We start from the raw sequence: 25,611 nt of genomic DNA, 5'->3' as shown, positions 1-25,611 counted from the left end.
GCGGTCACTCCGGGTTGCCATTATGGCAGGGCCCGCCGACAACCGCCGACCGGCTTCCCTCGTCCGGGCGACACCCGCGTCAGCCGGTGACGACCGCCGCGACCGCCGAGCCCCGCGGGAACGCCCCGTCGGCGGCGAGGGCGACGACGCCGTAGAGCATCTTGGCGACGTACACCGGTTCGGGTGCGAGGCCGTGGCGGGCGGCGAAGTCGGCGGCGAAGGCGTCGAGTTCGGGGGTGCGGCGGGCGAAGCCGCCGAAGTGGAAGCCGTCCGCGAGGCGCCAGTCGCCCCGCCGCCCGCCGAACGCCGCGGTCTGCAGCCGCTCGACGTCGGCGCCGAGGAAGCCGCCCTTGAGGACCGGTATGCCGATCGCCCGCGCGCCCGCGGGCAGCCCGGCGGCCAGACCCGCGAGCGTGCCGCCCGTACCGCAGGCGATGACGGCCGTCTGCGCCACGCCCGCGAGTTCGCGGCCGAGGCCGGCGCAGCCGCGTACCGCCGCGGCGTTGCTGCCGCCCTCGGGGATGAGCTGGAAGTCGCCGAAGTCCGCGCGCAGTTCGGCGTGGAAGGCGGGGTCCGTACGCCGCCGGTAGGCCGCGCGCGGCACGAAGTGCAGCCGCATGCCGTCCGCCGCGGCGCGCGCGAGGGAGGCGTTGAGCGGGCGGTCCGCCAGTTCGGCGCCGCGGACCACGCCGATCGTGCGGATGCCGAGCAGCCGGCCCGCGGCTGCGGTGGCCCGCAGGTGGTTGGAGTACGCGCCGCCGAACGTCAGCAGCGGGCGGTCGTCCCCGCCGGGGGTGCCGCCCGTTGAGCCGCCTGCGCGCCGCTCCAGGTTCGGTATCAGCTTGCGCCACTTGTTGCCCGGCAGCTCCGGGTGGATCAGGTCGTCCCGCTTGAGCAGCAGCCGGACGCCGCGGGCGGCGAGGCGGTCGTCGGCGATCTCCTCCAGCGGCGAGGGCAGCCGGGGCCGGAGCGCGGCGAGCCGCCCGCCGGAGGGTGGGCCGGCGGGCGGCTGGTCGTCGGGCCGCGGGGGTGCGGGCCGGGTGGGCTCTGGCGCGTACACGGGACGCTGCTCGGTGGCCGGTCGGGGCCGGTGCCGGGCGCCGGGCCCGGACCGCCGCGGGCGTCGCCGCGGGCCCGCCCGGCTCAGCCGCGGGTGAGGAATCCGTCGCCGTGCTGGGCGATGTGCGCGTGGACGGCCTGCAGGGCGTCCTGTACCTCCTGCGGCGAACCGCTGCCCCGCTGCTCGTTGAAGTAGGCCGTGCCGAGGCGGCGCAGGAGGGCCTGGCCCTCGCGCTGCGCCTGCACCTCCCCGACCTTCTCCTTGCCCTGGTTCAGCGCGGTCTCCGCCTTCTCCTTCGCGCGGTCGAGAAAGCCTGCCATGGGAGTCTCCTGACGTATTGCCTGACGGTTGGGGTGGATTCTGCCGCTATTACCGCTATGGGCCCAAGTATCCCGCGCGTTTCTCTCCGGATCAACGGCTGCCGGGGCCCGTCGGTTCCTGGGCGGCTTCCCCGGCGACCTGGTGCGCAAGCGTCAGCAGAGCGGGAACCGCGGGGTGGCCCGGCGGGTCCCGCCAGGCCAGCACCACCGGGACGGCGGGCGCACCGGTCAGCGGGACGTAGGCAACCGAGTGAGGGCGGTGCGCCTGCGCGGTGGCCGTGGTGGTGACGCCGACGGCGCGGCCCGCGGCGATGGCGGCGAGCCAGTCGTCGGTGTTGGCGACCTCGACGGTACGGCGCGGGCGGTGCCCCTTCGGCCACAGCGCGGGGGTGGTGATCCCGGACACGGTGTTGACGGCCAGCGGCAGGTGGGCGAGGTCGGCGAGGGTGAGCGGGCCGCGGCCGGGGGCGGCGAGCGGGCTGTCCGCGGGCACGGCGGCGACGCGGGGCTCGGTGCGCAGCAGTTCGGTACGGGCCGCGCAGTCGGCGGTGGGCGCGCGCAGCACGGCGACGTCGACGCGGCCGCGGGTCAGGCCCGCGCAGCGGTCGTCGATGCGCAGCAACTCCAGCGGGATGTCGGCGTGCTCCTCGTCCCAGCGGCGCAGCAGGACGGCGGTGTCGTCGCCGAGGGCGGCCCAGGAGTGGCCGAGGCGCAGGGGGCGTACGACGAGTCCCGCGGGGTCCAGGGCGGCGTCCGCGGCGGCGACGGCGGCACGGGCGCGGTCGAGGAAGGCGTGGCCCTCGCGGGTCAGCTCCAGGTGGTGGGTGGAGCGGTCGACGAGGAGCACGCCCATGTGGTCTTCGAGGGTGCGCAGGGTGCGGGAAACGGTGGGCTGGCCGGTGCCGAGCCGGGCGGCGGCGCGGGTGATGCTGCCCTCCTCGGCGATGGCGAGGAAGGCGCGCAGGTGCCGCAGTTCCACCGTCATGCTGCGAAAGCATAAGCGCAGCCGGTTATGCATTTCACGTAAGGAGCGCGCGCTCGTAGCGTGGGGGCGTGACCTCCCAGAGTCCCGGTCCCGCCGCTTCCGCCGCCGCTGCCGCTGGCACCCCGGGGCCCGTATCCGACGGGGCGCCCGCCGCGGGGGTACGCGCCGGGCGGCGGCTCGGCGGCGGTGCCCGCGGGCGGCTGGGCGGCGTCGCGCTGGTGGTGACCGGCGCGCTGTCCACGCAGTTCGGCGCCGCCGTCGCCGCACTGCTCTTCCCGCGGGCGGGCGCGCTGGGCGTGGTGACGCTGCGGCTGACGCTCGCCGCCGCCCTGCTGATGCTGATCTTCCGGCCCCGGGTGCGGGGCCACTCGCGCGGCGACTGGGCGGTCCTGTGCGGCTTCGGTGTCGCGCTCGGCGGCATGAACGTGGCCATCTACCAGGCCATCGACCGGATCCCGCTGGGCGCCGCGGTCACCCTGGAGGTGCTCGGGCCGCTGACCCTGTCCGTGCTCGCCGGCCGGCGGGCGGCCAGCCTGGTGTGGGCGGCGCTGGCGCTGGGCGGGGTGGTGCTGCTGAGCGGCGGCGGGTTCGGCGGTCTGGACGCGGTGGGCGTCGCGTTCGCGCTCGGCGCGGGCTGCATGTGGGCGACGTACATCGTGATGAGCGCGCGGGCCGGGGTGCGCTTCCCGCGGGCGGACGGGCTGGCGATCGCGATGTCGGTGGCCGCGGTGATCAGCGTGCCGGTCGGGGTGGCGAGCGCGGGGAGCCGGCTGGTGGACCCGGCGACGCTGGGGCTGGGCCTGGCGGTGGCGGTGATGTCCTCGGGGCTGCCGTACGCGCTGGACCAGTTCGCCCTGCGCCGGCTCCCCCCGGCGACGTTCGCACTGATGATGAGCCTGGCGCCGGCGGTCGCGGCGCTCGCCGGGTACCTGGTGCTGGACCAGGGGCTCACGGCGGTGCAGTGCGCGGCGATCGGCATGGTGATCGCGGCGAGCGTCGGCGCGGTACGGACCCCGCCGCGGCCCGCGACGCGGCCGGCGGACGGCTAGCGGACCGGGTGCGGCCCCCGCCGCCGGTGCGGCGGGCGGCCGGGCCGCCGGCGGATCACGGGTGGCATGCTCGTACACCTGCACGACGAAAGGGAACGCGCATGACCTCGCCCGGCACCGTCCTCGACGCCCGTGCGCTGGGCCGTGCCCTGCTGCACCGGCAGTGGCTCGTCGAGCGGCACGAGGCGCCGCCGCTGGACGCCGTCGAGCACCTCGTGGCGCTCCAGGCGCAGTCCGGCGACGCCCCGTACTACCAGCTCTGGAGCCGGCTCGCGGGCTTCACCACCCGCGACCTGTCGGCGCTGCTGACGGGCCGCGAGGCGGTGCGGGTCGTCATGATGCGCGGCACGATCCACCTCGTCAGCGCCCGCGACGCGCTGCGGCTGCGGGCCGTGGTGCAGCCGTACCTCGACAGGACGCTGCCCGCCACCGCCGCGGGCCGCAAGGTCCCCGGCCTCGACCCGGCCGAGCTGGCCGACGCGGCCCGCACGGCGCTGGCAGACGGGCCCCTGCACAACGACGACCTCGGCGCCCGGCTCGCCGCCCGCCGGCCCGATGCGGAGCCGAACGACCTGGCGTACCTGGCCCGTTCGCTGCTGCCGCTGGTGCAGGTGCCGCCGCGCGGGGTCTGGGGCGAAAGCGGCGGTCTCGTCTACGCGCACGCCGACCAGTGGCTCGGCGCCCCCTCCGCCACCGACACCGCCGCCGACGAGACGGTGCTGCGCTACCTCGCCGCGTACGGGCCCGCGTCGGTCGCCGACGCGCAGAAGTGGCTGTCGCTGACCCGGCTCAAGGCGGTCTTCGACCGGCTGCGGCCGCAGTTGGTGACGTACCGGGACACGACGGGGCGGGAGCTGTTCGACCTGGCCGGCACCGAACTGCCCGACCCCGCCGCCCCGGTGCCGCCCCTGCTCCTCGGCCCCTTCGACAACGTGCTGCTCGCGCACGCGGACCGCACGCGGATCATCGACAAGGCCGACGAGCGGCGGGTGTTCACGGTGAACGGCATCGTCCGCGGCACCCTGCTGCTCGACGGCCGCGTCGCGGGCGTCTGGCAGCCGGAGCTGAAGCGGACCTCGGCCGCGGTCGAACTCCGGCCGTTCACGGCCCTGTCCGGCCCCGACAAGGACCGGCTGGCGGCGGTGGCCGCGGACCTGCTGGCCTTCGCCGCCCCGGAGGCGGAGAAGACGGAGGTCAGGTTCGCGTCCCCCGGCTAGGCCGGCCGGGCGCGCTCGGCACCGTCCCGCCTCAGGCGGTCAGGAACTCCTCGCGTACGACCCCGCCCGCCGTCGCGCACCACGTGGCGACGTCCATCGCGCCCGTCGTGGGCAGCCCGTGCAGCTCCTGCATCTCGGCCACCGCCGCCCTCGTCCGCCCGTCGTACCGGCCGGTCGCCGTCGCCAGGTGCAGCTTGCGCACCAGCATCTGCTGTACCGCGAGCACCGCCTCCCCGCTGTGGCCCGTGCTCACCGGCACCGTCAGGGCCTCCCACGTGGCGTTGTCCAGCGTGCCGTCGTCCGCCACCGGCAGCCCCATCGTGCGCTGGAAGGTGTGCACCGCCTCCAGCGTCACCGGCCCGTACGCGCCGTCCGCCTTCAGCTCGTACCCGTACGCGCGCAGCAGCCGCTGCGCCATCTCGACCGTGCCGCCCTTGCTGGACGAGTACGTGTCGGGCCAGGTGCGCGCCGGGATCTCGTCCGGGCCCTGGCCGAGCACCTGCGCCACCTGCCGGCGCAGGGAGGGGAACTCGCGGTAGAACAGCGCCCCCGGGCACTGCGTGTCGTTGAAGTCCCAGTGGCCGAAGATGCGGTCCGCGCCGAAGCCGTACTGCGTGCCGATCGTCACGCACAGCCGCTGCAGCGAGAACAGCAGCGCGGGGGGCGGGGTGTCGTTGACGTAGTGGCCGTCGTTCTCGATGCCTATGCCGCGCCTGTTCTCGCCGACCGCGTGCGCGCTGACGACCTGGTAGCCGCCGTCGTCCAGCGCCTCCACGCTGCCGTGCCGGCCCTCCAGGACGTAGCCGCCGCGGCTGATCGTGAAGTGCTGGCCGCTGTCGATCCAGCCGTTGTCGTCCATGTGCAGATCCTGGATCTTGCGCGCCATGAAGACCGCGGCCTCGTGCGAGTAGTCCGTGGTGTTCGGGAAGGCGGTGTGGTGGACGACGATCTTCGTGGTCGTGCCGGACGAGACGGAGACGGTGCCGCCGGGCGGCCGGGCGCCCCAGTCCCCGGTGCCGATCACGTACGACGGGTCGTCCGCGGTCCGGCGCAGGGAGTCGCCGCCGTCGGCCGCGGCGCTGCCGCCGAGCAGCAGCGCGCCGCCCCCGCCGGCGGCGAGCGCGGCGCCGGCGCCGGCCTTCAGCGCGGTTCGCCGGGAGACATACACGGGCCCAGATCGCATGGCGTTCCTCTCACGGTGCGGGTGGTGGGGGTCCGGCACGCTGCTCCGTGTACGTATGTGCAACGGACACCCTGTTTATCCGACCGCGTGTGCCAATGTCCAGACCACTTGGGACAGTTGCCCCCGGAACCGGCCCCGCCGCTCCGCCCGCTCAGCCGCCCGGCTGCCAGGGCGGCGTCTGCCCCCACTCCCACTTCGGCATCGGGCCCGCCGTCGGCGGCGGGTCGTCGGCGGAGTAGACGAGCGCCATCCGCGTGCCCCACTCGACGTAGTACGAGAACACCGCCCGGAACTCCGGGTCCGTGGGCAGCCCCGCCTCGTCCGCGCTGTCCATCAGCAGCGACACCCAGCGCCTGCGCTGCTCCTCCGTGATGTGCCGGCCGAGGTGCATGCGCGCCATGTGGTCGTGGCCGCCGTGCTCCGCGCTGTAGCGCTCCGGGCCGCCGAAGACCTCGGCGAGGAACATCGCCACGTGCTGCGGGTGTTCGTCGTCCATCCCCGCGAACACCGGTGCCAGGACCGGGTCCTTGCGCACGTGCCCGTAGAAGGTCGCGGTCAGCCGCCGGAACGCCTCGTCGCCGCCGGCCCACTCGTAGATGCTCGGGGTGTCCTCGCTCATGTCCGGTCCTCGGCGTCCGGGGCGTCCCCGCCTGCCGGTGCCGCATCCGCGGGCGCCGGGCCGGCCGGCCGGTCCGGGCCCTGGGCCCGTACGTGCTGTACGTGCTCCAGCGAGTCCCGCAGCTCGTGCAGCCAGTCGTCCGCGTGGCTCTCCACCAGCCGTACGCACCACCCCAGCGCCTCGCTCCGGCTGCGCGCCACGCCCGCCGCGATGAGGGTGTCGAGCACCTGCCGCTGCGGCTGCCGCAGCCGGGTCATCACGGGTGCGGAGACGTTCGTGAAGATCTCCCGCCGGCCGCCGCACTCGGCGCCCCAGGAGACCTTCTTGCGGTAGCGCCGCTCCGCCGCCCGCGCGACGGCCATGCGCTCCTTGCGCGTGCGCTCGCGGAACTCGGCGATGCGGCCGTCCAGGGCCGCGTCGCGCTCGGCGCCGGTCGCGTCCTTCGCGAGCCCCGCGGGCTCGGGGACCGTGCCGACGACGCATATCTCCTCGCGGTCGACGGTGACCTCGACCGGTGAGGCGTAGAGGCCCTCGGGCAGCCGCCCGGTGAGCCATCCTCGTATCTCGTCTGTGACCTCGGAAGTAATCATGTAATCGAGATTACGCCTCCTGCTTGCCGGAGAGAACGGGCGGCCCGGCGAAATTCCCGTAAGAATCTTTGGCGGAGCATGTCGAGAACGGCCCGCCGGCCCCGACGTCTCCTGTGAGAGGCGCCCGCACCGGGGGCCGGGAACACGGGAAGTGAGAACCATGAAGTACCTGGTGATGATCTACGGTTCGCAGGCCGACTACGACGCCATGAACGGCACCGGCTCCGAGGGCCACCCCGCCTGGACCGAGAAGGATCTGCAGGCGATGTTCCAGCACATGGAGTCGATCAACAACGACCTCGCCGAGACCGGGGAGGTCGTCGAGGGCAACGGGCTGTCGGCGCCCAGGCAGGCCATCGTCGTCACCGACGGCCCGGGTGGCGCGCCCGTGGTCTCCGACGGCCCGTTCGGCGAGACCAAGGAGGTCCTCGCGGGCTACTGGGTGCTGGACTGCGCCAGCGACGAGCGGGTCACCGAGATCGCCAAGCGCGTCCACCAGTGCCCCGCCCCGGCCGGCTCGCCGGCCTCCGACGTGGTGATCCGCCCCATCCTGGAAGCGGCACCGGGCAAGTGAGCGCCCCTGTCGAGGACCTGCTGCGCCGCCACGCGCCGCAGGTCCTCGGCGCCCTCGTACGCCGCTACGGCCACTTCGACGCCGCCGAGGACGCCGTGCAGGAGGCCCTGCTGGCCGCTTCCGGCCAGTGGCCGGCGCAGGGGGTGCCGGACAACCCGCGCGGCTGGCTGATCCGCGTCGCCTCCCGCCGGCTGACGGACGAACTGCGCAGCGAGGAGGCCCGGCGCCGCCGCGAGGAGTCCGCCGCCGCGCTGACGCCCCGCGACGACTTCCGCGCGCCGCCGCCGGGGGAGGCACGCCACCCCTCCGACGACGACACGCTCACCCTGTTGTTCCTCTGCTGCCACCCCGTGCTCACCCCGCCGTCCCGCATCGCGCTGACGCTGCGCGCGGTCGGCGGTCTGACCACCGCCGAGATCGCCCGCGCCTTTCTGGTGCCCGAGGCGACGATGGCGCAGCGGATCAGCCGGGCGAAGAAGAGCCTGAAGGACGCGGGCGCCCGCTTCCGCCGGCCGGAGCCCGCGGAGCTGCCGGAGCGCTTCACCGCCGTGCTGCACGTGCTGTACCTGATCTTCAACGAGGGCTACACCGCCACCTCCGGTGCCGCCCTGCGCCGCGCCGACCTGGCCGCCGAGGCGATCCGCCTCGCCCGCGCCGTGCACACGCTCGCGCCGGACGGCGGCGAGGCGGCCGGGCTGCTGTCCCTGATGCTGCTCACCGACGCCCGCCGCGACGCCCGCACCGGGCCCGGCGGTGTCCTGGTGCCGCTCGACGAGCAGGACCGCGGGCGCTGGGACCGCGCGCAGATCGAGGAGGGCGTCGCCCTCGTCAGCCGCGCGCTGACGACCACCGCTCTCGGCCCGTACCAGGTGCAGGCCGCCATCGCCGCCGTGCACGACGAGGCGGAGAGCGCCGAGGACACCGACTGGCGCCAGATCCTCGGGCTGTACGACCTGCTGGAGCGGCTCGCGCCGAGCCCCGTGGTCAGCCTGAACCGGGCGGTCGCCGTGGCGATGGCCGACGGCCCGCGCGACGGGCTCGACCTGCTGGCCAAGCTCGCCGACGACCCGCGGCTCGCGGAGCACCACCGACTCGACGCCGTACGGGCCCACTTGCTGGAACTCGCGGGGGAGACGGGGGCGGCGCGGGAGGCGTACGGGCGCGCGGCGGAGCGCACGCTGAGCATGCCCGAGCAGCGTTACCTCCAATTGCGCGCCGCCCGGCTGCACTGACGGCGGCTGCGGTTACGGGGGCTGCGGTGAGGGGAGTCCGCGCCATCGGAGGCCGCGCCGCCGGGCGGCGGACGGTCAGCGGGCGCCGAACCGGGTCAGGGCTCGCGAGGGCCCGCCGCGCCGACTCGGCCAGCGGGTGCGCGGGGCCGTAGACCCGCTCCAGCTCGGGCAGCAGCGCGGACAGTTCGCCGCCGGCCGCCGTGTGGTCGCCGAGCGCGAGCAGGAGCTGGGCCGTGCGGTGCCGCAGACCGAGGGCGTCGGCCGGGTCGAGGCCGGCGTACGGGTTCGTGAAGTACGGCAGCAGCGCGCGGTACTCGGCGAGCGCCGCGGCGGCCGCGCCGATCTGCTCCAGGCACCGGGCGGCCTCGTAGCGGTGGCGGAGCGCCTGCGGGTCGGCCTGGCCGGCCTCCGCGGCGCGCTCGTCCGCGAGCCGGCGCAGCTCCGGCAGCGCGCGCCGGTACTGGCCGTCGTCCATGAGCGAGGCCGCGTAGTGCTTGCGGATCATGCGGACCACGGTGGAGCCCTCGCCGTGGCGGGCGCTCGCCTCGGGCAGGATGCCGCCGAGGATGTCGACGGCCTGGGTGATCCGGCCCGCGTCGAGAAGCTGCTTGACCTCGTCCATGGCGGCGGCGAGGTCGGTGCCCGCCCGCGCGGTCGGCGCACCCGCGGGCGGTGCGGGGGACGGACCGGCGGGCGCGGGAGTCGCCGCGCTCCCGGGTGCGCCGAGCGCCTCCTGCGCGCCGGCCGGGCCCGGTGCGCGGGCTCCGGCGGGCGCCGCGGCCCGGTCCGGCCAGGGGGCGTGCGGGCGGCGGAAGGGCCGGGTCGGGTCGAGCATGCCCGCGGGGCGGGCGCCGTCGGGCGCGGGTCGAGGTCCCGGCCGGCCACAAGCCCTACGAGGTGACGGTCACGCTGGAGAACGTCGGCGACGCGAAGTCCGACGCGACGCCGACCCTCCTCATGGCCCGCGCGGGTGAGGAGGGCAACGAGGCCGAGGAGATCTTCGACGGACAGGTCGGCGGCGGCTTCGCCGGCAACGTCCTGCCCGGCAAGAAGGCCACGCAGAAGTTCGCCTTCTTCGTCCCCGAGGGCGCGAAGAACCTCGATGTCGAGGTCGTCGTGGGTGACTTCGAGAAGGAGCCCGCCACCTGGAGCCTCCCGCTCTGAGGGCCGTCTCCCGGCGCGCCCGCCCCGTGCGGGGGCGCCGGTGAGACCCCTCGGCCACGGTCACCGCCAGACGGTACATTGCGCTCATGTCGATACCGCCGGGCCCGCCGCCGAATCCGTACCAGCAGAACAACCCCAATCCCTATGCACAACAGCAGCCCCAGGGCTCGGTGCCGCAGCAGTACCCCTACGCACAGCCGACGATGCCCGCCGGCGTCCCGATCACGAGCCAGCCCGCCGGCGGCCCGCCGGGCCAGCCGCCCGGTCAGCCCCCGGGTGCGCCGCCCTTCGGCGCCGTGGAGAAGAAGGGCGTGCCGGCGTGGCTCTGGGGCCTCGGGGGCGTCGTGGTCGCGTCCGCGGTGTGGGCGGGCGCGCTCTTCGCGACCGGCGGGTTCGATTCGTCCGAGGACCCCGAGCCGGTCCTCGGCTACCGCTTCGAGAAGGACCTCTGCGACAGCACAGAACTGAAGGCGTTCGACGAGCGCTACGACGTCGCGGACACCGCCTCCGACGCCACCGGCTGGGGCTCCGAGCAGGAAGCGCTGTCCCAGAGCTTCTGCAGCTGGAGCCTGACGGACCGTGAGGCGGATGCGGACGACTACGCCAGCTCCTACGTCTCCGTCACCGCCGTCTGGCACGGGGCGTCGGACCCGACCGGCGAGTTCGGCGCGACGTACAAAGGCTACGAGGAACGCTCGGATGCGGACTACAAGTACGAGACGGTGCCGGTCAAGGGCTTCGGCGAAGAGGCGTACCTCGTCCGGGAGAACGGCGAGGGCGACAGCACCAGCCGCTCCATGAGCCTCGCCGTGCGCGACGGCTGGTTCACCTACCAGATGGACTGGAGCTATTACGGAGGCACGGATTCCGCCGACCCGCCGTCCCCCGGCGAGGTGGAGCAGATGCTGAAGGACGAGACGAAGACGGCGCTCGCCGACCTCAAGAAGTAGTCATGAGAACGTGCGTGCACCGGCAAGAAGTTGTCGGCGCGCGGAACGTGGCAGAGAACTGCCAGGGCGGCGGAGACGATCCGCGCCCGGGCGGTGAGGAGACCGGAACGCGCCCGTACCGTCCGTGACGGTACGGGCGCGCGGGTGTCCGTAGCCCGGGACGGGCTCAGCCCTGCTTGGTCTCCCAGAAGATCTTGTCGACCTGGGCGATGTAGTCCAGCGCCTTCTGGCCCGTGGCCGGGTCGGTGGAACCCTTGGCGGCGCTGAGGGCCTTGAGCGTGTCGTTGACGAGTTGGTGCAGCTCAGGGTACTTCTCGAAGTGCGGGGGCTTGAAGTAGTCGCTCCACAGCACCGAAACGTGGTGCTTGGCAAGCTCCGCGCGCTGCTCCTTGATGGTGGTGGCCCGCGCCTGGAAGTGCGGGTCGTCGTTTCCTTGCATCTTCTCCTGGATGGCCTTGACCGATTCGGCCTCGATACGGGCCTGGGCCGGGTCGTAGACGCCGCAGGGGAGGTCGCAGTGGGCACTGACCGTCACCTTGGGGGCGAACAGGCGAGAAAACATGGAAAGCAGCCGTCCTTCCTCGTGATCGTCTTCCAGGTGGGACATTACTCCGTGGGGAACGAAAATTCGCGAGTGCCCCGGAGGGCTTAGGTCAAAAGTCCGGTGGAAGGCTGGGCCTTGTGGACGACAGGCCGGAGGTGCATGCCCGATGCAGGGCCAGGTGAACGAGCGCAGGCACGACGGCGAGCGCCGAGGACTGCAGCGCCTCGGCCTCGCGGCGGTCGACGGTCCGTCGATGGTGCCCACGCTGCGTCCGGGGGATCAGCTGATCGTGCAGTACGGGGTGGCGGTGCGGCCCGGTGACGTGGCGGTGCTGCGCCACCCGTTCCAGCAGGATCTGCTGATCGTGAAACGGGTGGTGGCGCGCCGCGACGGCGGCTGGTGGGTGCTCGGCGACAACCGGTTCGTGGAGAACGACAGCCGGGAGTTCGGCGCTGTACCGGACGAACTGGTCGTCGCCCGTGCCCTCCTGCGCCTGCGCCCCCCGCGGGGCCTTCAGCGCTCGGTCCGCTCCGTACCCGCGGCGGTGTCCTGGGCGGCGTCGGCGGTGCGGCCGTTGGCCTGGCGCTTCCGGGCGCGGTAGGCCGCGACGTTGGCCCGGGTGGCGCAGCGGTCGGAGCAGTAGCGGCGGGAGCGGTTCGTCGAGGTGTCGAGGAAGACGTTGCGGCACGGCGGGGCCGTGCACAGGCCCAGGCGGTCGACGCCGTAGTCCGTGAGGTGCACGGCCAGGCCCATGCACGCCGCGGCGGCGAAGCCCGCCCCGGAGTTGGCCGACTGCTCCGCGATGTGCAGGTGCCACTTGGGGCGCCCGTCCTCGTCGCGGAAGTCGTGCCCGCTGACCTGCGGGCTGACCGGGAAGTCGATGAGCAGTGCGTTGAGCATGTCCACGGCGCGTACCTCGTCGCCCTCGTCGGCCGCCTCGAAGACCCCCCGCAGCCGCCCCCGCACCTGGCGCAGCCGGCTGACGTCGGCGTCGGTGGCCCGCCGGGTGAAGTTGCCGCTGTCCCGGAAGAGCTCCTTGGCCGCGTCCAGCGAGGTCAGCGAGTCGGTGCCGCGCTGCGGCTCCTCGGTGTTGACGAGGCGCACGGCCATATCTGAGTAATAGGCCAGTTCCACTTGTAGTCCTTACGGGCTCGGCTTATGCTGACGCGGCCGGGTCGTAATGGACGACCCTGTATAGAGGGTATTACGCAGCCGAGGCAGGGGAGGCAGCAATGGCCGGAACGACCGCCGCCGCGACGCCCGTGGGCGCCGACTGGCAGGGGTGGCAGGCGAGCTGGGACCGCCAGCAGGAGTGGTACATGCCGGATCGCGAGGACCGCTTCCAGGCGATGCTCGACGTGGTCGAGGCCCTCGTCGGGCCCGAGCCCCGGGTGCTGGACCTGGCCTGCGGCACGGGCAGCATCAGCGCCCGGCTGCTGCGCCGGTTCCCCGGCGCGCGCACCACCGGCGTCGACCTCGACCCCGCGCTGCTCACCATCGCCCGCGGCACCTTCGCGGACGACCCGCGCGCGGAGTTCGTCACCGCCGACCTCGCCAAGCCCGACTGGACGGCGCGGCTGCCGCAGGGTTCGTACGACGCGGTGCTCACCTCCACCGCGCTGCACTGGCTCTTCTCCGACCAGCTCGCCACGCTCTACGGGCAGATCGCCGGCGTCGTCCGCGAGGGCGGGATCTTCGTCAACGCCGACCACATGCCCGACCCGGCCACGCCCGGCATCAACGAGGCGGTGCGCAACTGGAACAAGGTGCGCCAGGACCGCGAGCGGGCCGAAGGGGTGCTGGACTGGGCGGACTGGTGGCGCGTGGTCGCCGCCGATCCGGTGCTCGGCGGTCCCGCGGCCGAGCGCTTCGCGATATTCGGCGACCCGAACGACCCGAACGAGGGCCACGCCGACGGTGACGTCCAGGCGCCCGCCTGGCACGCAGAGACGCTGCGCGCGGCCGGCTTCGCCGAGGCCCGTACGGTCTGGGCCTCCGCGCGGGACGCGGCGGTGCTGGCGCTGCGCTGAGCGGCCGGGCCGGCGGGCGCCGTCAGCCGCGGTAGCGCAGCCCGTCGACGAGCAGCCCGATCATGCGCCGCGTGTACTCCGGGTCGTCCGGGTCGATGATGCTGCTGAGCGCCTGCAGCAGGTCGTCGGGGGTCACGTCGGAGCGGATGTCGCCGGCCGCGGCGGCGGCGTCCAGCAGGTCGGTCAGGGCGGGGACGAAGCGCTCCTGGAAGTACCCGGGCAGGCTCTCGTACGCGCAGTCGCCGGAGTGCAGCGCGGCCTTCAGGCCCTGCTTCGCGGCGATGAACCGCGTGAAGCGGTGCAGCCACCGCGACAGCGCCTCCACCGGCTCGTACTGCGCGGCCAGCGCGGGGGCGGCCGCGGCGCAGGCGTCGACCTCGTTGCGGAAGACGGCCGTGATGAGGTCCGAGCGCTGCGGGAAGTGCCGGTAGAGCGTCCCCGCCCCCACCCCGGCCTTCGCCGTGATGCGGCGTACGGGCGCGTCCACGCCCTCCGTCTCGAAGACCTCGGCGGCCGCGGTCAGTAGTGCGTCGAGGCTGCGCCGGACGTCCGGCCGCATGCGTTGGCCGGGGGCCGGCTCCTCCGTGGTGCTGCGCTCAGGCATGCGCGGACCCCTTGCAAAAACGGAACAGTGTTCCGTATTCTCGGACTGAACGGCGTTCCGTATTCACTCTATCGGGGCGTACGACCCGCAGTCCACGCAAGGAGAGCCATGCAGTACCGCACGCTGGGCCGGACCGGGATCAAGGTCAGCCCCTACTGCCTGGGCGCGATGATGTTCGGCGCCCAGGGCAACCCCGACCACGACGACTCCGTCCGCATCATCCACAAGGCGCTGGCCGCGGGCGTCAACTTCGTCGACACCGCCGACATCTACGGCCACGGCGAGTCCGAGGAGATCGTCGGCAAGGCGCTCAAGGGCCGCCGCGACGACGTCGTACTCGCCACCAAGGCCCACCTGCCCATGGGCGACGACCCCAACCGGCAGGGCAACTCCCGCCGCTGGCTCGTCCGCGCCCTGGAGGACTCGCTGCGCCGGCTCGGCACCGACCACGTCGACCTCTTCCAGATCCACCGGCCCGCCCCCGACACCGACGTCGAGGAGACCCTGTCCGCGCTCACCGACCTGGTGCGCGCCGGGAAGGTGCGGGCCGTCGGCACCTCCTCCTTCCCCGCCTCCGACCTGGTCGAGGCGCAGTGGGTCGCCGAGCGGCGCGGCCTGGTGCGGTTCCGTACCGAGCAGCCGAACTACTCGGTCCTCGACCGCGGCATCGAGCGCGAGGTGCTGCCCGTCTGCGAGCGGTACGGGATGGGCACGCTGGTGTGGAGCCCGCTGGCCGGCGGCATGCTCACCGGCCGCTACCGCAAGGGCCAGGAGCCGGCCACCTTCCGCGGCGGCTACGGCTTCAAGCACCTCGCGGACGAGCGCCGGCTCGACACCGTCGAACGGCTGCTTCCGCTCGCGGGGAAGGCGGGCATGTCGCTGACGCACATGGCGCTGGCCTTCGTGATCTCCCACCCGGGCGTCACGTCCGCGATCATCGGGCCGCGCACCATGGAGCAACTGGACGACCTGCTCGCCGGCGCCGGGACGACGCTCGGCGACGACGTGCTGGACGAGATCGACGCGATCGTGCCGCCGGGCACGGAGGTCGGGCGGCTCGACATGGCGTACGACCCGCCGGCCATCCTGCGCGCCGGGCTGCGGCGCAGGGCGCCGGAGGAGCGCGTGGCGGCCTGAGGGGTACGGGCGGTACGGACGGCGCGGTCCGCGGGCCGTACGCCGTCGTCGTGCGCCGCCCACGTACGACGAAGCGGGGCCGCCCGGCACCCTGCCGGACGGCCCCGCTCGGGGTGCTCCACGGGCCGTACGCGCGCCGCCCGCCGGACGGACGTCGTACGGGCCGCTCGGCGGCTACCGGCGCGCCACGCCCTCCGCGCGCGCCGCCGCGGCGACCGCGCGCGTGATGGCCGGCGCCACCCGCTCGTCGAACGGGGACGGAATCACGCACTCCGGGCTCAGCTCGCCCGCGACCACGTCGGCCAGCGCCTCCGCCGCCGCCAGCTTCATGCCCTCGGTGATCCGCGAGGCGCGCACCTGCAGCGCGCCGGCGAAGATGCCGGGGAACGCGAGCACGTTGTTGATCTGGTTCGGGTAGTCGCTGCGGCCGGTGGCGACGACCGCCGCGTACTTGTGCGCGACGTCCGGGTGGATCTCCGGGTTCGGGTTGGCCATGGCGAAGACGAACGCGCCCTCCGCCATCGTCGCCACCGCCCGCTCCGGCACCGTGCCGCCCGAGACGCCGATGAAGACGTCCGCGCCCGCGAGCGCCGACTCCAGCGAGCCCGTACGCCCCGCGCGGTTCGTCAGCTCCGCCAGCTCCCGCTTGGCGTCGGTGAGGTCCTCGCGGTCCGCGGAGACGATGCCCTTGCGGTCGGCGACGACCACGTCCCCGATGCCGGCCTCCACGAGGATCTTCGCGATCGCCGCACCGGCCGCCCCGGCCCCGGAGATCACCGCGCGCAGCTCGCCGAGCGACCGGCCGCTGAGCTTCGTGGCGTTGCGCAGGGCGGCGAGCGTGACGACCGCGGTGCCGTGCTGGTCGTCGTGGAAGATCGGGATGTCCAGGCGCTCCTGGAGCTTGCGCTCGATCTCGAAGCAGCGGGGGGCGGAGATGTCCTCCAGGTTCACCCCGCCGAAGGAGGGCGCCAGCCGCGCCACGGTCTCGACGATCTCGTCGACCTCGCGGCAGTCCAGCGCGACGGGGACCGCGTCCACGCCGCCGAACTGCTTGAAGAGGATGGCCTTGCCCTCCATCACCGGAAGGGAGGCCTCCGGCCCGATGTCGCCGAGGCCGAGGACCGCGCTGCCGTCGGTGACGACGGCGACGACCTGGGACTTCCAGGTGTAGTCGTGGACGAGCTCGGGCTGTTCCGCGATGGCGGTGCACACCTTGGCGACGCCCGGTGTGTAGGCGAGCGACAGGTCGTCCCTGTCGTTGACCGGCACGGTCGCCTGGACGGCCATCTTGCCGCCCCGGTGGAGGGCGAAGGCCGGATCGAAGTAGTCGTCGTCTGGGCTGTCGGACGTATCCGTCCCGCTCGGAGGGTTGACGATCTCCGCTGCCACGTTGTTGACCCCTTAGTCACAGTCATAGAAAGAGGAACCACCCCTCTCGGTCGAGGGGTGGGCGGGCACGTGTCCGGCCGCCTGGCCGCGGAGTGAGCGCCATGGCCACGGTGAGGCCCGGACACCGGGCGCGCCGCACTCGCGCCCTGGGCCCCGGATTTGGGGTGTAAGTGTCCGTTGTACAGGAAGCCGAGCGCCCCGTGCGAGCTACTTCTCGAGACTGAGCGGAGCCGAATCGCATAGCCATGCGGAGGCTTGCATACTGCGAAATGGCGCGAATTGCGGTGTTTAGGGGAAATGCCTAAACGTGAGCTACGTCTCATTACCGAACCTGTTATCGGATTTTGACCCGTCAGCCTTCCTGAGCCGTGTCTTCCGGATGCAAAGATGCCGTCGTCGGCAGTCGTCGACATCCGCCCCAGGCGCACCAAACCGCCGCGTCCGGGGCCGTGAACTTCCGACCCCCGTTCACCCCCCGCAGGAGGATCCCGCAATGAGCCCTCGCACCACCCGGCGCACCGGAGCAGCCAAGTCACGACTGGTGGCCGTCGGGGCACTCGCCGCCGCGGGGGCCCTCGTGCTCTCGTCCTGCGGCGACCAGACCGACGACGGGGGCGACAGCGGCGACGGCGGCGAGAGCAAGACCTCGTCGAACGCGGCGCCCGGCGCGCTGCCCAAGGCCATCGAGGACGCCGGCGTGATCAAGGTCGGTTCGGACATCGCGTACGCCCCGATGGAGTTCGACCAGGGCGGCAAGCCCGCCGGGGTCGACATCGACATCGCCAACGCGCTCGGCGAGGAGCTGGGCGTCGAGTTCCAGTTCCAGAACAACGTCTTCGACAACCTGATCCCGTCGCTCGACTCGGGCCGCTTCGACATCATCATGTCGTCGATGACCGACAACAAGGAGCGCCAGGCCGAGGTCGACTTCGTCGACTACTTCTCCGCCGGCGTCTCCATCCTGGTCCAGAAGGGCAACCCCGAGGGCATCTCCACGCTCGACGACCTGTGCGGCAAGACAGTCGCCTTCCAGCGGGGCACGGTCAGCGCGGACATCGCCAAGGCGCAGAACGAGAAGTGCGACAAGCCGATCAAGACGCTGCCCTTCACCAAGGACACCGAGGCGCTGCAGCAGGTCAAGCAGGGCCGGGCGGTCGCGGACCTGAACGACTTCCCGGTCGCCGCGTACAACGCCCGGGAGTCGGGCGGCGGCGAGGACTTCGAGGTCGTCGGCGAGCAGATCGACGCGGCCCCGTACGGCATCGCGGTCTCCAAGGACGACGCCGAGCTGCGTGACGCGCTCGCCAAGGCGCTGGACGCGATCATCGAGAACGGCGAGTACCAGAAGGTACTGGAGAAGTGGAACGTCCAGAAGGGCGGCGTCGACAAGGCCACCGTCAACGGTGGCAACGAGTAACCACCGCCCGCAGCCGTTCCAGAGAGAAGTCCTCCCGTGACCGACCCGACCTCACCGGGCCCGGCCGACATGCGGCCGGCCGGGCCCGAACTCTCGAAGACGGGCACCGCCACCGCGGTGCCGCCCGAGGCGATCAAGGCGATACCCGTGCGCCACCCCTGGCGCTGGGTGAGCGCCGCGGTCGTCCTCGCGCTCCTCGGGCTGCTCGTCTACGCCTTCGCCAACGCCAAGATCGAGTGGGGCGACGTCCCCGAGTACCTGTTCTCCGACCGGGTCGTCGAGGCCGCCGGGAACACGCTGCTGATCACCGTGCTCGCCATGCTGCTCGGCGTGGTCCTCGGCATCGTGCTCGCGATCATGCGGCTCTCGGACAACCCGGTGACCTCGGCGTTCGCCAACCTCTACATCTGGTTCTTCCGCGGCACCCCGGTGCTGCTGCAACTCCTGCTCTGGTACAACCTCGGCCTCGTCTTCCAGACCCTCAACCTGGGTCCGTTCTACAAGAACGAGATGACCGACGTCATGACCCCGTTCCTCGCGGCGCTCCTCGGCCTCGGCCTCAACGAGGCCGCGTACATGGCCGAGATCGTCCGCGCCGGCATCCAGTCGGTCGACGAGGGCCAGACGGAGGCGTCGCACGCGCTCGGCATGAGCCGGGGGAAGACGATGCGGCGCATCGTGCTGCCCCAGGCGATGCGGGTGATCGTGCCGCCGACGGGCAACGAGTTCATCAACATGCTGAAGACCTCGTCGTTGGCGATGGTGATCCAGTACACCGAGCTCACGTTCGTGTCGAACGAGATCTCCGCGACCAACCTGAACCCGATGGAGATGTACATCGTCGTCGCCATCTGGTATCTGGCGATGACCAGCGTGTTCAGCGTTATCCAGTACTACATCGAGCGGCATTACGCCAAGGGCTCCGTACGCCAGTTGCCACTGACCCCGTGGCAGAAGATCCGGCGGAGCGTCTTTACCGGGCCGCGGCTGAAGGGAACGAGGTGAGCGCCGCCATGACGGCAATGGTCAAGGCCGAGGGCGTACACAAGTCCTTCGGGCTCACCCACGTCCTCAAGGGCATCGACCTGGAGGTCGCGCCGCGCGAGGTCTTCTGCCTCGTCGGCCCCTCGGGCTCCGGCAAGTCGACCTTCCTGCGGTGCATCAACCACCTGGAGAAGATCAACGCCGGGCGGCTGTACGTCGACGGTCACCTCGTCGGCTACCGGCAGCAGGGCAACAAGCTCTACGAGCTGAAGGACAAAGAGGTCGCCGCACAGCGTAAGGACATCGGCATGGTGTTCCAGCGCTTCAACCTCTTCCCGCACATGACCGCCCTGGAGAACGTCATGGAGGCGCCGGTCCAGGTCAAGCGGGAGTCCAAGGCGACGGCACGGGAGCGCGCGCTGCGGCTGCTGGACCGCGTGGGCCTCGCGGACAAGGCGGCCGGCTACCCCACGCAGCTCTCCGGCGGCCAGCAGCAGCGCGTCGCCATCGCGCGGGCGCTGGCGATGGAGCCGAAGCTGATGCTCTTCGACGAGCCCACCTCTGCGCTCGACCCGGAGCTGGTCGGCGAGGTGCTGGACGTGATGCGCGACCTCGCGGAGTCGGGCATGACGATGATCGTCGTCACGCACGAGATGGGGTTCGCGCGGGAGGTCGGGGACGCGCTGGTCTTCATGGACGACGGCGTGGTGGTGGAGTCGGGGCACCCGCGGGACGTGCTGACGAACCCGCAGCACCAGCGGACGAAGACGTTCCTGTCGAAGGTGCTGTGAGTCCCGTCCGGGTCCTCGGACCCGGGTGAGATATTTCGCTCGGCGGGGCGGGGGCTGGTACGGCCCCCGCCCCGGGGCGTAACTTCATGGTCATGTACGCCGCCTACGCAGCCCGCATCGACCGTGACGAGCCGCTGAACGGCCTGGAGTTGGGGGAGCGGCCCGCGCCGCAGGCCCCGCCCGGATGGGCCGTCGTCGACGTCAGAGCCGCCTCCCTCAACCACCACGACCTGTGGTCGCTGCGCGGCGTCGGACTCGGCGAGGACGCCCTGCCGATGATCCTCGGGTGCGACGCGGTGGGCGTCGACGCCGACGGCAACGAGGTCGTCCTCCACTCCGTCATCGGCCAGACCGGCCACGGGGTGGGCCCGAACGAGCCGCGGTCGCTGCTGACCGAGCGGTACCAGGGCACGTTCGCGGAGCAGGTCGCCGTCCCGGCCTGGAACGTCCTGCCGAAGCCGAAGGAGCTGAGCTTCGAGGAGGCCGCGTGCCTGCCGACGGCGTGGCTGACGGCGTACCGCATGCTCTTCACCAACGCCGGCGTACGCCCCGGCGACTCGGTCCTGGTCCAGGGCGCGGGCGGCGGCGTCGCCACGGCGGCTATCGTGCTGGGCGCGGCGGCGGGGCTGCGGATGTACGCCACGAGCCGCGACGAGGCGAAGCGCAAGCGGGCCGAAGACCTCGGCGCGGAAGCCGCGGTGGCCCCGGGCACGCGCCTGCCGCACCGGATGGACGCGGTCCTGGAGACGGTGGGCGCGGCGACGTGGTCCCACTCGGTGAAGTCCCTGCGTCCGGGCGGCACCCTGGTCATCTCCGGCACGACGAGCGGCCCGAACCCGCCGGCGGTGGAGCTGCAGCGGATCTTCTTCCTGGAACTGAAGGTCGTCGGCTCGACGATGGGCAGCAAGGAGGAACTGGCGGGCCTGCTGAACTTCTGCGCGGCCAAGGGCGTCCGCCCGGTGATCGACACGGTGCTGCCCCTGGACCGCGCCCGGGAGGGCTTCGAGAAGATGGCGTCGGGCGACTTGTTCGGCAAGGTGGTCCTGACCCGCTGAGGGCGGGTCGTCAGTCCATACCCGGAGCCGCGGCAGGGAGGCCGACTTCCCGCGCGACCTCCAGCATCCGTTTGTCGTAGCTGATCAGTGAGTCGAGCGCCGGGCCGATCGTCTGCGCGCTGGCGACGTGCACGGCGTCAAGGGTGCGTACGCGGCCGGGCAGAAGCCCGGCGAGGTCGCGGACCTCTTCGGTGACCAGGACTTCGGTCAGGTCTCGCATGAGGTCCTGCATGGCGGTGGGAAAGCTGCCCATCTGGTCGAGAGTCCGCACGGTCTCGACGAAGCCGATGGTGCTGGTCGCCATGGGGACCGCGGGCCGTGCGCCGAGGTACCGCCGGAGTTCGGACGCGTATCGGCGACCGGAGACGAGGGTGATCACGGCGGACGCGTCGAGATAGATCACCGAGGGTCGTCCTCGCGCTCGTCGAGCAGCACTGCCAGCGGGTCCGCGTCTTCCGGTACCTCGTAGTGGGGAAGCCTGGAGACGTCGGCGCTCGTCGCGGCCTTGAGGCGGATCTGGCCGCGCGATACGAGGTCGGCATAACGCTCTGCGGCACCCGAGGCCGGCAGCAGTATGGCGATCACGTTCCCGTGCCGGGTGACCTGGACGGCTTCACCCTGCTCGACGCGAGCGAAGACCGCGCTGGGGTTGTACGAGAACTCCCGTACGGAAATCGTGCTCATCGATCGCTCCTTCCTGATCACCGATATGTGCCTACAGGAAATCCAGTGTACCTACATCTGGCCGGAGAGTGGGGGTGGCGTCAACTCTGGTTGACATTTTCCTGTTGTCAACGTAGGTTGACGGCATGAGTGAGGCGACCGAGCTTGCCGAGCGGGCCGGGGGTGCCGATCCCCGGGAGGGGCTGCGGGCCGTGGCTGCGTTGCGGCGGCTGTTGGAGCAGTTGGAGGCCGTGCAGGTGCGTAGCGCACGTCATCAGGGCTGGTCGTGGCAGGAGGTCGCGGCCGAGCTCGGGGTCAGCCGGCAGGCGGTACACAAGAAGCACGGGAGGCGCTGATGTTCGAACGGTTCACCCAGGCCGCCAGGGACCTCGTCCGCGGTGCGGCCGAGCGCGCGGAACGCGACGGCGAGTCCCACGTCGCCGCCGAGCACCTGCTCCGGCAGCTCCTCGCCGGATCCGGGACCCCCGGGGCCGTCGCGCTGGCCGCCGCCGGGGTCGACTCCGAGGCGCGGCGGGCCGGCGTCGTGCGGGGGCTGGACGAGGCGCGGCGGCGGGGTGGGCTGACGAAGTCCGACGCCGAGGCGCTGGCCGGCATCGGCATCGACGTCGACGCGGTCGTCGACCGCGTCGAGTCCGCCCACGGTCCCGGCGCCCTCGCCCGGCGGCGCGGGTGGCGGCGGGGACGTACCAGGTTCGACGCCGCCGCCAAGGCCGTGCTGGAGCGGTCCCTCAAGATCGCCCTGGGGCGCGGGGACAAGGCCATCGGCGACGAGCACATCCTGCTCGCCCTCGCCGCCGCCCCCGGCATCCCGGCCGAGGTCCTGGCCGGCCACGGTGCCACGTACACCGCCATCGAGGCCGCCCTGCCCGCCGTACAGCGCGCGGGGTAGCACCGCGCGGGCGCGTAGGCGGTGGCGCGGGCCCGGCGGTGCGTGCCGGGCCCGCGCTTCCTTGTCCGTACGGCCGCGGGTCCGCGGTCACGGCGTCACATGCCGGCCAACTGCCCGCCGTCGACCACCACCGTCGTACCCGTCTGGAACCCCATGTCGTCCGACGCCAGGCCCAGCGCCGCCGACGCCATCTCCTCCGGCGTCGCCATCCGCTTGAAGGCGTCGATCCCCTGCCGTCCGAACTCCGCCTTGCGTGCCGCCCACTGCTCGTCGGTGTCGCCCGGCGGCCGGTGCACGTCCAGCATCGGCGTGTCCGTCATCCCCGGTGCCAGCGCCACCACGCGGATGCCGTGGGCGCCGTTCTCGATCGCCGCCGCCTGCACCAGGCCGGTCACACTGTTCTTGCTCGCCGTGTACGAGCCGAGGCCGGGGCGGGTCGCGTACTGGTTGGACGAGCCCGTGACGAGGATGACGCCGCCCCCGCGCGCCCGCAGGTGGGGGATCTCGTACTTCATCGCCAGGAAGATGCCGCGGGTGTTGGTGAGGGTGACGTCGTCCCAGTCCGCCACCGAGACCTCGTGCAGGTCGGTGAACGGCTTCTGGATCCCCGCGTTGTTGAGCGCGATGTCGAGGCCGCCGTACTTCTGCGCCACCGCGTCGACGAACCCCTCCACCTCCTCCGGCCGGCGCACGTCGGCCCTGATGTACGTCGCCTCCCCGCCCGCCTTGCGGATCTGCCGCTCGACGTCCTGCCCCAGGTTCCGGCGCCGGCCGCAGAACCCGACCCGCGCGCCCTCCGCGGCGAAGGCGATCGCCGCGGCCCGCCCGATACCGGAGGTGGCGCCGGTGACCAGGACCGTCTTCCCGGCATACCTCCCGCCTTTCCCCCGCTGTCCGCGCTCCTGCGCCGACGCCGTCCGGGCGCCGGCCCCGAGGCCCACCCCGGCGGCGGCCATCGCCGCTGCCGCCCCGCCCAGTACGTGCCGCCGTCCCACCGATCCGCTGTTGCCGTCCTGCATGTGCTGTCCCTCCTCGACCTGCGGTAACGGCTCCACCCTCCGGCCCGTACGCCGCGTGCCGCATCCGCCGCCCGGCGGCGGCGCGCACCGACCAACGGCGGTGGCGGGCCGGGCCGACCCCCGACTTTCGTCGAATGTGCGTGTCGGTGACGCTGTTTACGATGCCGGTATGTCCACCGCCGAACGGCCCGTGCGCCGAGCACTGCTGACGCCGCTGCAGCTCCGGCTGCTGCTGGCGGCCGGGTTCGTCTTCGTCGTCGTCAAGTCGGTCCGCGCGGCGCTGACCGAGCCGGCGGGCCTCCTCACGTCGCCGGCGGCGAGCGCGGTCGTCGCCGTCGCGCTGTGCGCGGCGTTGCCGCTGTGCCGCCGGATGCCGGTGACGGTGGCGGCGGTGACCGGCGCGGGGTTCTTGCTGGAGAGCCAGCTCTGGCCGGTGTTCATCGCGCTGTACGGGGTCACGGTGTGGCGGTCGCGGATGACGGCGATAGCGCTGACCGGCGCCGTCTTCGTACCGGCCGCATCCGGCCCGTTCCGCGAGCTGGTGAACATGCCGCAGGTCATGCTCTTCCCCTGCGCGATCCTCGCCGTGCCGCTGGCCGTCGGCCTGGCCGCGCGCAGCCAGCGCGACCTGACCGGGTCGCTCGCGCGGCAACTGGAGCACCTGGCGGCGGCGAACCGGCTGCGCGACGAGCAGGTGCGGATGGCCGAACGGGCGCGTATCGCCCGCGAGATGCACGACGTGCTCGCCCACCGGCTCAGCCTCCTCGTCCTGCACACGGGCGTGCTCCAGCGCCGCGGCGACACGGTCCCCGAGCCCGTACGCGACCGCCTCGACCTCCTCCGTACGACGAGCGCACACGCCCTGGACGACCTGCGGGACCTGCTGGGCGCCCTGCGCGACCACGAAGGCCCGGTCCCGCTGGCCCCCACCGCCGACGACCTGCCCGCCCTCATCGCCGAGTCCGAGCGCGCCGGCACCCGGGTCCGCGCCCGCACCGACGACCTCGCCGGCCTGCCCGCGGCCGTCCGCCTCGCCGCCCACCGGATCGTGCAGGAGGCCCTCACCAACGCCCGCAAGCACGCTCCCGGCACGCCGGTCGACCTCACGGTGACGGTGACCAGGACGCGGGTGGCGATACGCGCGGAGAACGAGTGCGGGGTGGCGCCGGAGCCGCCGGACGGCACGTCGCGTGGCTACGGCCTGGTGGGCATAGCCGAGCGGGTGGCCGCCCTGCACGGCGAACTCACCACGGGGTCCACCGACGGCGGCAGATTCGTGCTCACCGCCGAACTGCCCGTGCCCGTACACCCGGTGGAGGATCCACCTGTGCTGAGCGCGGCGGCGGCCCGGTGATCCGCGTCCTGGTCGTCGACGACGACGCCTTCGTACGCGCGGGGCTGAGAGACCTCGTCGCCACCGACGACGGGCTCGAACTCGCCGGGGAGGCGGCTGACGGCGCCGCCGCGGTGGCGGCGGCCCGCGGCCGGCGGGTCGACGTCGCCCTGGTGGACATCCGTATGCCCGGGATGGACGGCATCGCGGCCACCGCCGCGCTGGGCCGGCTGCCGGATCCGCCGGCGGTCATCGTGCTCACCACGTTCGACCTCGACGAGTACGTCTACGGCGCCCTGGCGGCGGGCGCCGCGGGCTTCCTGCTCAAGGACACCCCGCCGGACGCCATCCTCCAGGCGATCCACGTGGTCGCCGCCGGCGCCGCGATGCTCTCCCCGACGGTCACCCGCACGGTCATCAGCCGCTTCCACCACCCGGAGGCCACCCGCAGGCGGGCGGCGAGGGAGGCGGCGGCGCGACTGACCCCGCGGGAGCGGCAGGTGCTGTCGGCGGTGGCGGACGGGATGACGAACGCGGAGATCGGGGCACTGCTGCGGCTGCGGGAGTCGACGGTGAAGGCCCACGTGAGCCGGATCCTGGCGGAACTGGGGGTGGCGAACAGGGTCCAGGCGGCGATCGCGGCACGGGACCTGGCGGGGTGAGGGGCGGGCCGGGCCCGGGGGAGTCCGGTCAGGGGCGGGTGGCGGTGGTGGTGCGTGGGGGCGGTGGGACGTGTCTGGTGGTGTCTGCGGTTCGAGGGCGGGTCTGATCGCGGATGGCCCGAGGGTGGGT

The 25,611-nt window shown here is 73.0% G+C and carries 30 protein-coding genes and 1 pseudogene; 17 read left to right on the top strand and 14 right to left on the bottom strand.

All coding sequences use genetic code 11. The features are described from left to right. Positions 1 to 79 precede the first annotated feature (79 nt). From ABGA99_RS34920 to ABGA99_RS34910, 3 genes are all read right to left on the bottom strand, one after another. The gene (locus tag ABGA99_RS34920; RefSeq protein ID WP_347584201.1) at positions 80 to 1,060 is read right to left on the bottom strand and encodes a pyridoxal-phosphate dependent enzyme; all 981 of its coding nucleotides are present in this window, start codon (positions 1,058 to 1,060) and stop codon (positions 80 to 82) included. Positions 1,061 to 1,143: 83 nt separating this feature from the next. After that, positions 1,144 to 1,380, bottom strand: a complete 237-nt coding sequence (locus ABGA99_RS34915; protein ID WP_347581638.1) for a hypothetical protein — start codon at positions 1,378 to 1,380, stop codon at positions 1,144 to 1,146. Between the two features lie 91 nt (positions 1,381 to 1,471). Then, a complete protein-coding gene (locus tag ABGA99_RS34910; protein ID WP_347581637.1) occupies positions 1,472 to 2,365 on the bottom strand; it encodes a LysR family transcriptional regulator in 894 nt (297 codons plus the stop codon). Positions 2,366 to 2,433: 68 nt separating this feature from the next. Between ABGA99_RS34910 and ABGA99_RS34905 the strand changes: the two genes are divergently transcribed. Continuing rightward, positions 2,434 to 3,414 carry an EamA family transporter gene (locus tag ABGA99_RS34905; RefSeq protein WP_347584200.1) on the top strand — a complete coding sequence of 327 codons (981 nt, stop codon included), beginning with the start codon at positions 2,434 to 2,436 and terminating at the stop codon, positions 3,412 to 3,414. 101 nt (positions 3,415 to 3,515) lie between these two features. Beyond that, a complete protein-coding gene (locus ABGA99_RS34900) occupies positions 3,516 to 4,631 on the top strand; it encodes a winged helix DNA-binding domain-containing protein (RefSeq protein WP_347581635.1) in 1,116 nt (371 codons plus the stop codon). Between the two features lie 31 nt (positions 4,632 to 4,662). Here the strand turns inward: ABGA99_RS34900 and ABGA99_RS34895 are convergent, their stop codons facing one another. From ABGA99_RS34895 to ABGA99_RS34885, 3 genes are all read right to left on the bottom strand, one after another. After that, positions 4,663 to 5,814 (bottom strand): N-acetylmuramoyl-L-alanine amidase, encoded by a 1,152-nt coding sequence (locus ABGA99_RS34895; RefSeq protein ID WP_347584199.1) that lies wholly within the window; start codon positions 5,812 to 5,814, stop codon positions 4,663 to 4,665. A gap of 151 nt (positions 5,815 to 5,965) precedes the next feature. Beyond that, complete coding sequence (locus tag ABGA99_RS34890) at positions 5,966 to 6,433, bottom strand: group II truncated hemoglobin (RefSeq protein WP_347581633.1); 468 nt, start codon at positions 6,431 to 6,433, stop codon at positions 5,966 to 5,968. Then, complete coding sequence (locus ABGA99_RS34885; protein WP_347581632.1) at positions 6,430 to 7,023, bottom strand: hypothetical protein; 594 nt, start codon at positions 7,021 to 7,023, stop codon at positions 6,430 to 6,432. Before ABGA99_RS34885 ends, ABGA99_RS34890 begins: the two co-directional genes overlap by 4 nt. Positions 7,024 to 7,183: 160 nt before the next feature. Between ABGA99_RS34885 and ABGA99_RS34880 the strand changes: the two genes are divergently transcribed. Continuing rightward, positions 7,184 to 7,597, top strand: a complete 414-nt coding sequence (locus ABGA99_RS34880) for a YciI family protein (protein ID WP_347581631.1) — start codon at positions 7,184 to 7,186, stop codon at positions 7,595 to 7,597. Further along, positions 7,594 to 8,829, top strand: coding sequence for a sigma-70 family RNA polymerase sigma factor (locus ABGA99_RS34875; protein ID WP_347581630.1), 1,236 nt, complete (start codon positions 7,594 to 7,596; stop codon positions 8,827 to 8,829). The genes ABGA99_RS34880 and ABGA99_RS34875 overlap by 4 nt, the downstream gene beginning before the upstream one ends. Before the next feature lie 130 nt (positions 8,830 to 8,959). Here ABGA99_RS34875 and ABGA99_RS34870 read toward each other — a convergent pair. Next, a pseudogene (locus ABGA99_RS34870) lies at positions 8,960 to 9,673 on the bottom strand (serine/threonine protein kinase); the annotation flags it as partial. 53 nt (positions 9,674 to 9,726) lie between these two features. Here ABGA99_RS34870 and ABGA99_RS34865 point away from each other — a divergent pair. Further along, positions 9,727 to 9,993 carry a hypothetical protein gene (locus ABGA99_RS34865; protein WP_347581629.1) on the top strand — a complete coding sequence of 89 codons (267 nt, stop codon included), beginning with the start codon at positions 9,727 to 9,729 and terminating at the stop codon, positions 9,991 to 9,993. A gap of 86 nt (positions 9,994 to 10,079) precedes the next feature. Beyond that, a complete protein-coding gene (locus tag ABGA99_RS34860; RefSeq protein ID WP_347581628.1) occupies positions 10,080 to 10,943 on the top strand; it encodes a hypothetical protein in 864 nt (287 codons plus the stop codon). Between the two features lie 166 nt (positions 10,944 to 11,109). On the opposite strand, the gene sodN is transcribed toward ABGA99_RS34860, so the two are convergent. Next, positions 11,110 to 11,505: a superoxide dismutase, Ni gene (sodN, locus tag ABGA99_RS34855; protein WP_047020362.1), complete on the bottom strand. Its 396-nt coding sequence runs from the start codon at positions 11,503 to 11,505 to the stop codon at positions 11,110 to 11,112. A gap of 148 nt (positions 11,506 to 11,653) precedes the next feature. On the opposite strand from sodN, the gene sodX reads away from it, so the two are divergent. Then, complete coding sequence (gene sodX / locus ABGA99_RS34850; RefSeq protein WP_347581627.1) at positions 11,654 to 12,088, top strand: nickel-type superoxide dismutase maturation protease; 435 nt, start codon at positions 11,654 to 11,656, stop codon at positions 12,086 to 12,088. Here sodX and ABGA99_RS34845 read toward each other — a convergent pair. After that, the gene (locus tag ABGA99_RS34845) at positions 12,001 to 12,621 is read right to left on the bottom strand and encodes a CGNR zinc finger domain-containing protein (RefSeq protein WP_347581626.1); all 621 of its coding nucleotides are present in this window, start codon (positions 12,619 to 12,621) and stop codon (positions 12,001 to 12,003) included. The two genes, sodX and ABGA99_RS34845, sit on opposite strands and share 88 nt — an antisense overlap. Before the next feature lie 98 nt (positions 12,622 to 12,719). Here ABGA99_RS34845 and ABGA99_RS34840 point away from each other — a divergent pair, with 98 nt between their 5' ends. After that, on the top strand, positions 12,720 to 13,517 hold the full coding sequence (locus ABGA99_RS34840) for a class I SAM-dependent methyltransferase (protein ID WP_347584198.1): 798 nt from the start codon (positions 12,720 to 12,722) through the stop codon (positions 13,515 to 13,517). A gap of 22 nt (positions 13,518 to 13,539) precedes the next feature. Here ABGA99_RS34840 and ABGA99_RS34835 read toward each other — a convergent pair whose 3' ends face one another. After that, the gene (locus ABGA99_RS34835; protein WP_347584197.1) at positions 13,540 to 14,121 is read right to left on the bottom strand and encodes a helix-turn-helix domain-containing protein; all 582 of its coding nucleotides are present in this window, start codon (positions 14,119 to 14,121) and stop codon (positions 13,540 to 13,542) included. A 108-nt stretch (positions 14,122 to 14,229) separates the two neighbouring features. Between ABGA99_RS34835 and ABGA99_RS34830 the strand changes: the two genes are divergently transcribed. Beyond that, positions 14,230 to 15,258 carry an aldo/keto reductase gene (locus ABGA99_RS34830; RefSeq protein WP_347581623.1) on the top strand — a complete coding sequence of 343 codons (1,029 nt, stop codon included), beginning with the start codon at positions 14,230 to 14,232 and terminating at the stop codon, positions 15,256 to 15,258. Positions 15,259 to 15,432: 174 nt separating this feature from the next. On the opposite strand, the gene ABGA99_RS34825 is transcribed toward ABGA99_RS34830, so the two are convergent. Further along, complete coding sequence (locus tag ABGA99_RS34825; RefSeq protein WP_347584196.1) at positions 15,433 to 16,647, bottom strand: NADP-dependent malic enzyme; 1,215 nt, start codon at positions 16,645 to 16,647, stop codon at positions 15,433 to 15,435. A 493-nt stretch (positions 16,648 to 17,140) separates the two neighbouring features. Here ABGA99_RS34825 and ABGA99_RS34820 point away from each other — a divergent pair, with 493 nt between their 5' ends. From ABGA99_RS34820 to ABGA99_RS34805, 4 genes are all read left to right on the top strand, one after another. Then, positions 17,141 to 18,064, top strand: coding sequence for an ABC transporter substrate-binding protein (locus tag ABGA99_RS34820; protein WP_347581621.1), 924 nt, complete (start codon positions 17,141 to 17,143; stop codon positions 18,062 to 18,064). A gap of 36 nt (positions 18,065 to 18,100) precedes the next feature. After that, on the top strand, positions 18,101 to 19,069 hold the full coding sequence (locus ABGA99_RS34815) for an amino acid ABC transporter permease (protein ID WP_347581620.1): 969 nt from the start codon (positions 18,101 to 18,103) through the stop codon (positions 19,067 to 19,069). A gap of 17 nt (positions 19,070 to 19,086) precedes the next feature. Next, positions 19,087 to 19,839: an amino acid ABC transporter ATP-binding protein gene (locus ABGA99_RS34810; protein ID WP_347581646.1), complete on the top strand. Its 753-nt coding sequence runs from the start codon at positions 19,087 to 19,089 to the stop codon at positions 19,837 to 19,839. A gap of 92 nt (positions 19,840 to 19,931) precedes the next feature. Further along, positions 19,932 to 20,894, top strand: coding sequence for a zinc-binding dehydrogenase (locus ABGA99_RS34805; protein ID WP_347584195.1), 963 nt, complete (start codon positions 19,932 to 19,934; stop codon positions 20,892 to 20,894). Between the two features lie 10 nt (positions 20,895 to 20,904). Here ABGA99_RS34805 and ABGA99_RS34800 read toward each other — a convergent pair whose 3' ends face one another. Next, the gene (locus tag ABGA99_RS34800; protein WP_347581618.1) at positions 20,905 to 21,297 is read right to left on the bottom strand and encodes a type II toxin-antitoxin system VapC family toxin; all 393 of its coding nucleotides are present in this window, start codon (positions 21,295 to 21,297) and stop codon (positions 20,905 to 20,907) included. Beyond that, entirely contained in the window at positions 21,294 to 21,578 is a 285-nt protein-coding gene (locus ABGA99_RS34795; RefSeq protein WP_347584194.1) for a type II toxin-antitoxin system Phd/YefM family antitoxin, read from the bottom strand. Before ABGA99_RS34795 ends, ABGA99_RS34800 begins: the two co-directional genes overlap by 4 nt. 125 nt (positions 21,579 to 21,703) lie before the next feature. On the opposite strand from ABGA99_RS34795, the gene ABGA99_RS34790 reads away from it, so the two are divergent. Both ABGA99_RS34790 and ABGA99_RS34785 read left to right on the top strand, forming a co-directional pair. Beyond that, positions 21,704 to 21,913 carry a helix-turn-helix domain-containing protein gene (locus ABGA99_RS34790; RefSeq protein WP_347581616.1) on the top strand — a complete coding sequence of 70 codons (210 nt, stop codon included), beginning with the start codon at positions 21,704 to 21,706 and terminating at the stop codon, positions 21,911 to 21,913. After that, positions 21,913 to 22,467 carry a Clp protease N-terminal domain-containing protein gene (locus ABGA99_RS34785; protein WP_347584193.1) on the top strand — a complete coding sequence of 185 codons (555 nt, stop codon included), beginning with the start codon at positions 21,913 to 21,915 and terminating at the stop codon, positions 22,465 to 22,467. The genes ABGA99_RS34790 and ABGA99_RS34785 overlap by 1 nt, the downstream gene beginning before the upstream one ends. A gap of 95 nt (positions 22,468 to 22,562) precedes the next feature. Here the strand turns inward: ABGA99_RS34785 and ABGA99_RS34780 are convergent, their stop codons facing one another. Continuing rightward, positions 22,563 to 23,522, bottom strand: coding sequence for an SDR family oxidoreductase (locus tag ABGA99_RS34780; protein WP_347584192.1), 960 nt, complete (start codon positions 23,520 to 23,522; stop codon positions 22,563 to 22,565). 133 nt (positions 23,523 to 23,655) lie between these two features. Here ABGA99_RS34780 and ABGA99_RS34775 point away from each other — a divergent pair, with 133 nt between their 5' ends. Both ABGA99_RS34775 and ABGA99_RS34770 read left to right on the top strand, forming a co-directional pair. Next, positions 23,656 to 24,840, top strand: coding sequence for a histidine kinase (locus ABGA99_RS34775; protein ID WP_347581613.1), 1,185 nt, complete (start codon positions 23,656 to 23,658; stop codon positions 24,838 to 24,840). Further along, positions 24,837 to 25,481: a response regulator transcription factor gene (locus ABGA99_RS34770; RefSeq protein WP_347581612.1), complete on the top strand. Its 645-nt coding sequence runs from the start codon at positions 24,837 to 24,839 to the stop codon at positions 25,479 to 25,481. Before ABGA99_RS34775 ends, ABGA99_RS34770 begins: the two co-directional genes overlap by 4 nt. The last annotated feature ends 130 nt before the right edge of the window (positions 25,482 to 25,611 follow it).

The organism is Streptomyces sp. B5E4 (assembly GCF_039871555.1).
Lineage (GTDB): Bacteria > Actinomycetota > Actinomycetes > Streptomycetales > Streptomycetaceae > Streptomyces.
This window is presented reverse-complemented; position numbering and strand designations above follow the sequence as displayed.

Coding starts and splice junctions, on each gene's coding strand:
- ABGA99_RS34915 (WP_347581638.1), bottom strand. CDS start 1,380: ATGGCAGGCTTTCTCGACCGCGCGAAGGAGAAGGCGGAGACCGCGCTG.
- ABGA99_RS34910 (WP_347581637.1), bottom strand. CDS start 2,365: ATGACGGTGGAACTGCGGCACCTGCGCGCCTTCCTCGCCATCGCCGAG.
- ABGA99_RS34900 (WP_347581635.1), top strand. CDS start 3,516: ATGACCTCGCCCGGCACCGTCCTCGACGCCCGTGCGCTGGGCCGTGCC.
- ABGA99_RS34895 (WP_347584199.1), bottom strand. CDS start 5,814: ATGCGATCTGGGCCCGTGTATGTCTCCCGGCGAACCGCGCTGAAGGCC.
- ABGA99_RS34890 (WP_347581633.1), bottom strand. CDS start 6,433: ATGAGCGAGGACACCCCGAGCATCTACGAGTGGGCCGGCGGCGACGAG.
- ABGA99_RS34885 (WP_347581632.1), bottom strand. CDS start 7,023: ATGATTACTTCCGAGGTCACAGACGAGATACGAGGATGGCTCACCGGG.
- ABGA99_RS34880 (WP_347581631.1), top strand. CDS start 7,184: ATGAAGTACCTGGTGATGATCTACGGTTCGCAGGCCGACTACGACGCC.
- ABGA99_RS34860 (WP_347581628.1), top strand. CDS start 10,080: ATGTCGATACCGCCGGGCCCGCCGCCGAATCCGTACCAGCAGAACAAC.
- sodN (WP_047020362.1), bottom strand. CDS start 11,505: ATGTTTTCTCGCCTGTTCGCCCCCAAGGTGACGGTCAGTGCCCACTGC.
- sodX (WP_347581627.1), top strand. CDS start 11,654: ATGCAGGGCCAGGTGAACGAGCGCAGGCACGACGGCGAGCGCCGAGGA.
- ABGA99_RS34840 (WP_347584198.1), top strand. CDS start 12,720: ATGGCCGGAACGACCGCCGCCGCGACGCCCGTGGGCGCCGACTGGCAG.
- ABGA99_RS34835 (WP_347584197.1), bottom strand. CDS start 14,121: ATGCCTGAGCGCAGCACCACGGAGGAGCCGGCCCCCGGCCAACGCATG.
- ABGA99_RS34830 (WP_347581623.1), top strand. CDS start 14,230: ATGCAGTACCGCACGCTGGGCCGGACCGGGATCAAGGTCAGCCCCTAC.
- ABGA99_RS34820 (WP_347581621.1), top strand. CDS start 17,141: ATGAGCCCTCGCACCACCCGGCGCACCGGAGCAGCCAAGTCACGACTG.
- ABGA99_RS34810 (WP_347581646.1), top strand. CDS start 19,087: ATGGTCAAGGCCGAGGGCGTACACAAGTCCTTCGGGCTCACCCACGTC.
- ABGA99_RS34805 (WP_347584195.1), top strand. CDS start 19,932: ATGTACGCCGCCTACGCAGCCCGCATCGACCGTGACGAGCCGCTGAAC.
- ABGA99_RS34795 (WP_347584194.1), bottom strand. CDS start 21,578: ATGAGCACGATTTCCGTACGGGAGTTCTCGTACAACCCCAGCGCGGTC.
- ABGA99_RS34790 (WP_347581616.1), top strand. CDS start 21,704: ATGAGTGAGGCGACCGAGCTTGCCGAGCGGGCCGGGGGTGCCGATCCC.
- ABGA99_RS34785 (WP_347584193.1), top strand. CDS start 21,913: ATGTTCGAACGGTTCACCCAGGCCGCCAGGGACCTCGTCCGCGGTGCG.
- ABGA99_RS34775 (WP_347581613.1), top strand. CDS start 23,656: ATGTCCACCGCCGAACGGCCCGTGCGCCGAGCACTGCTGACGCCGCTG.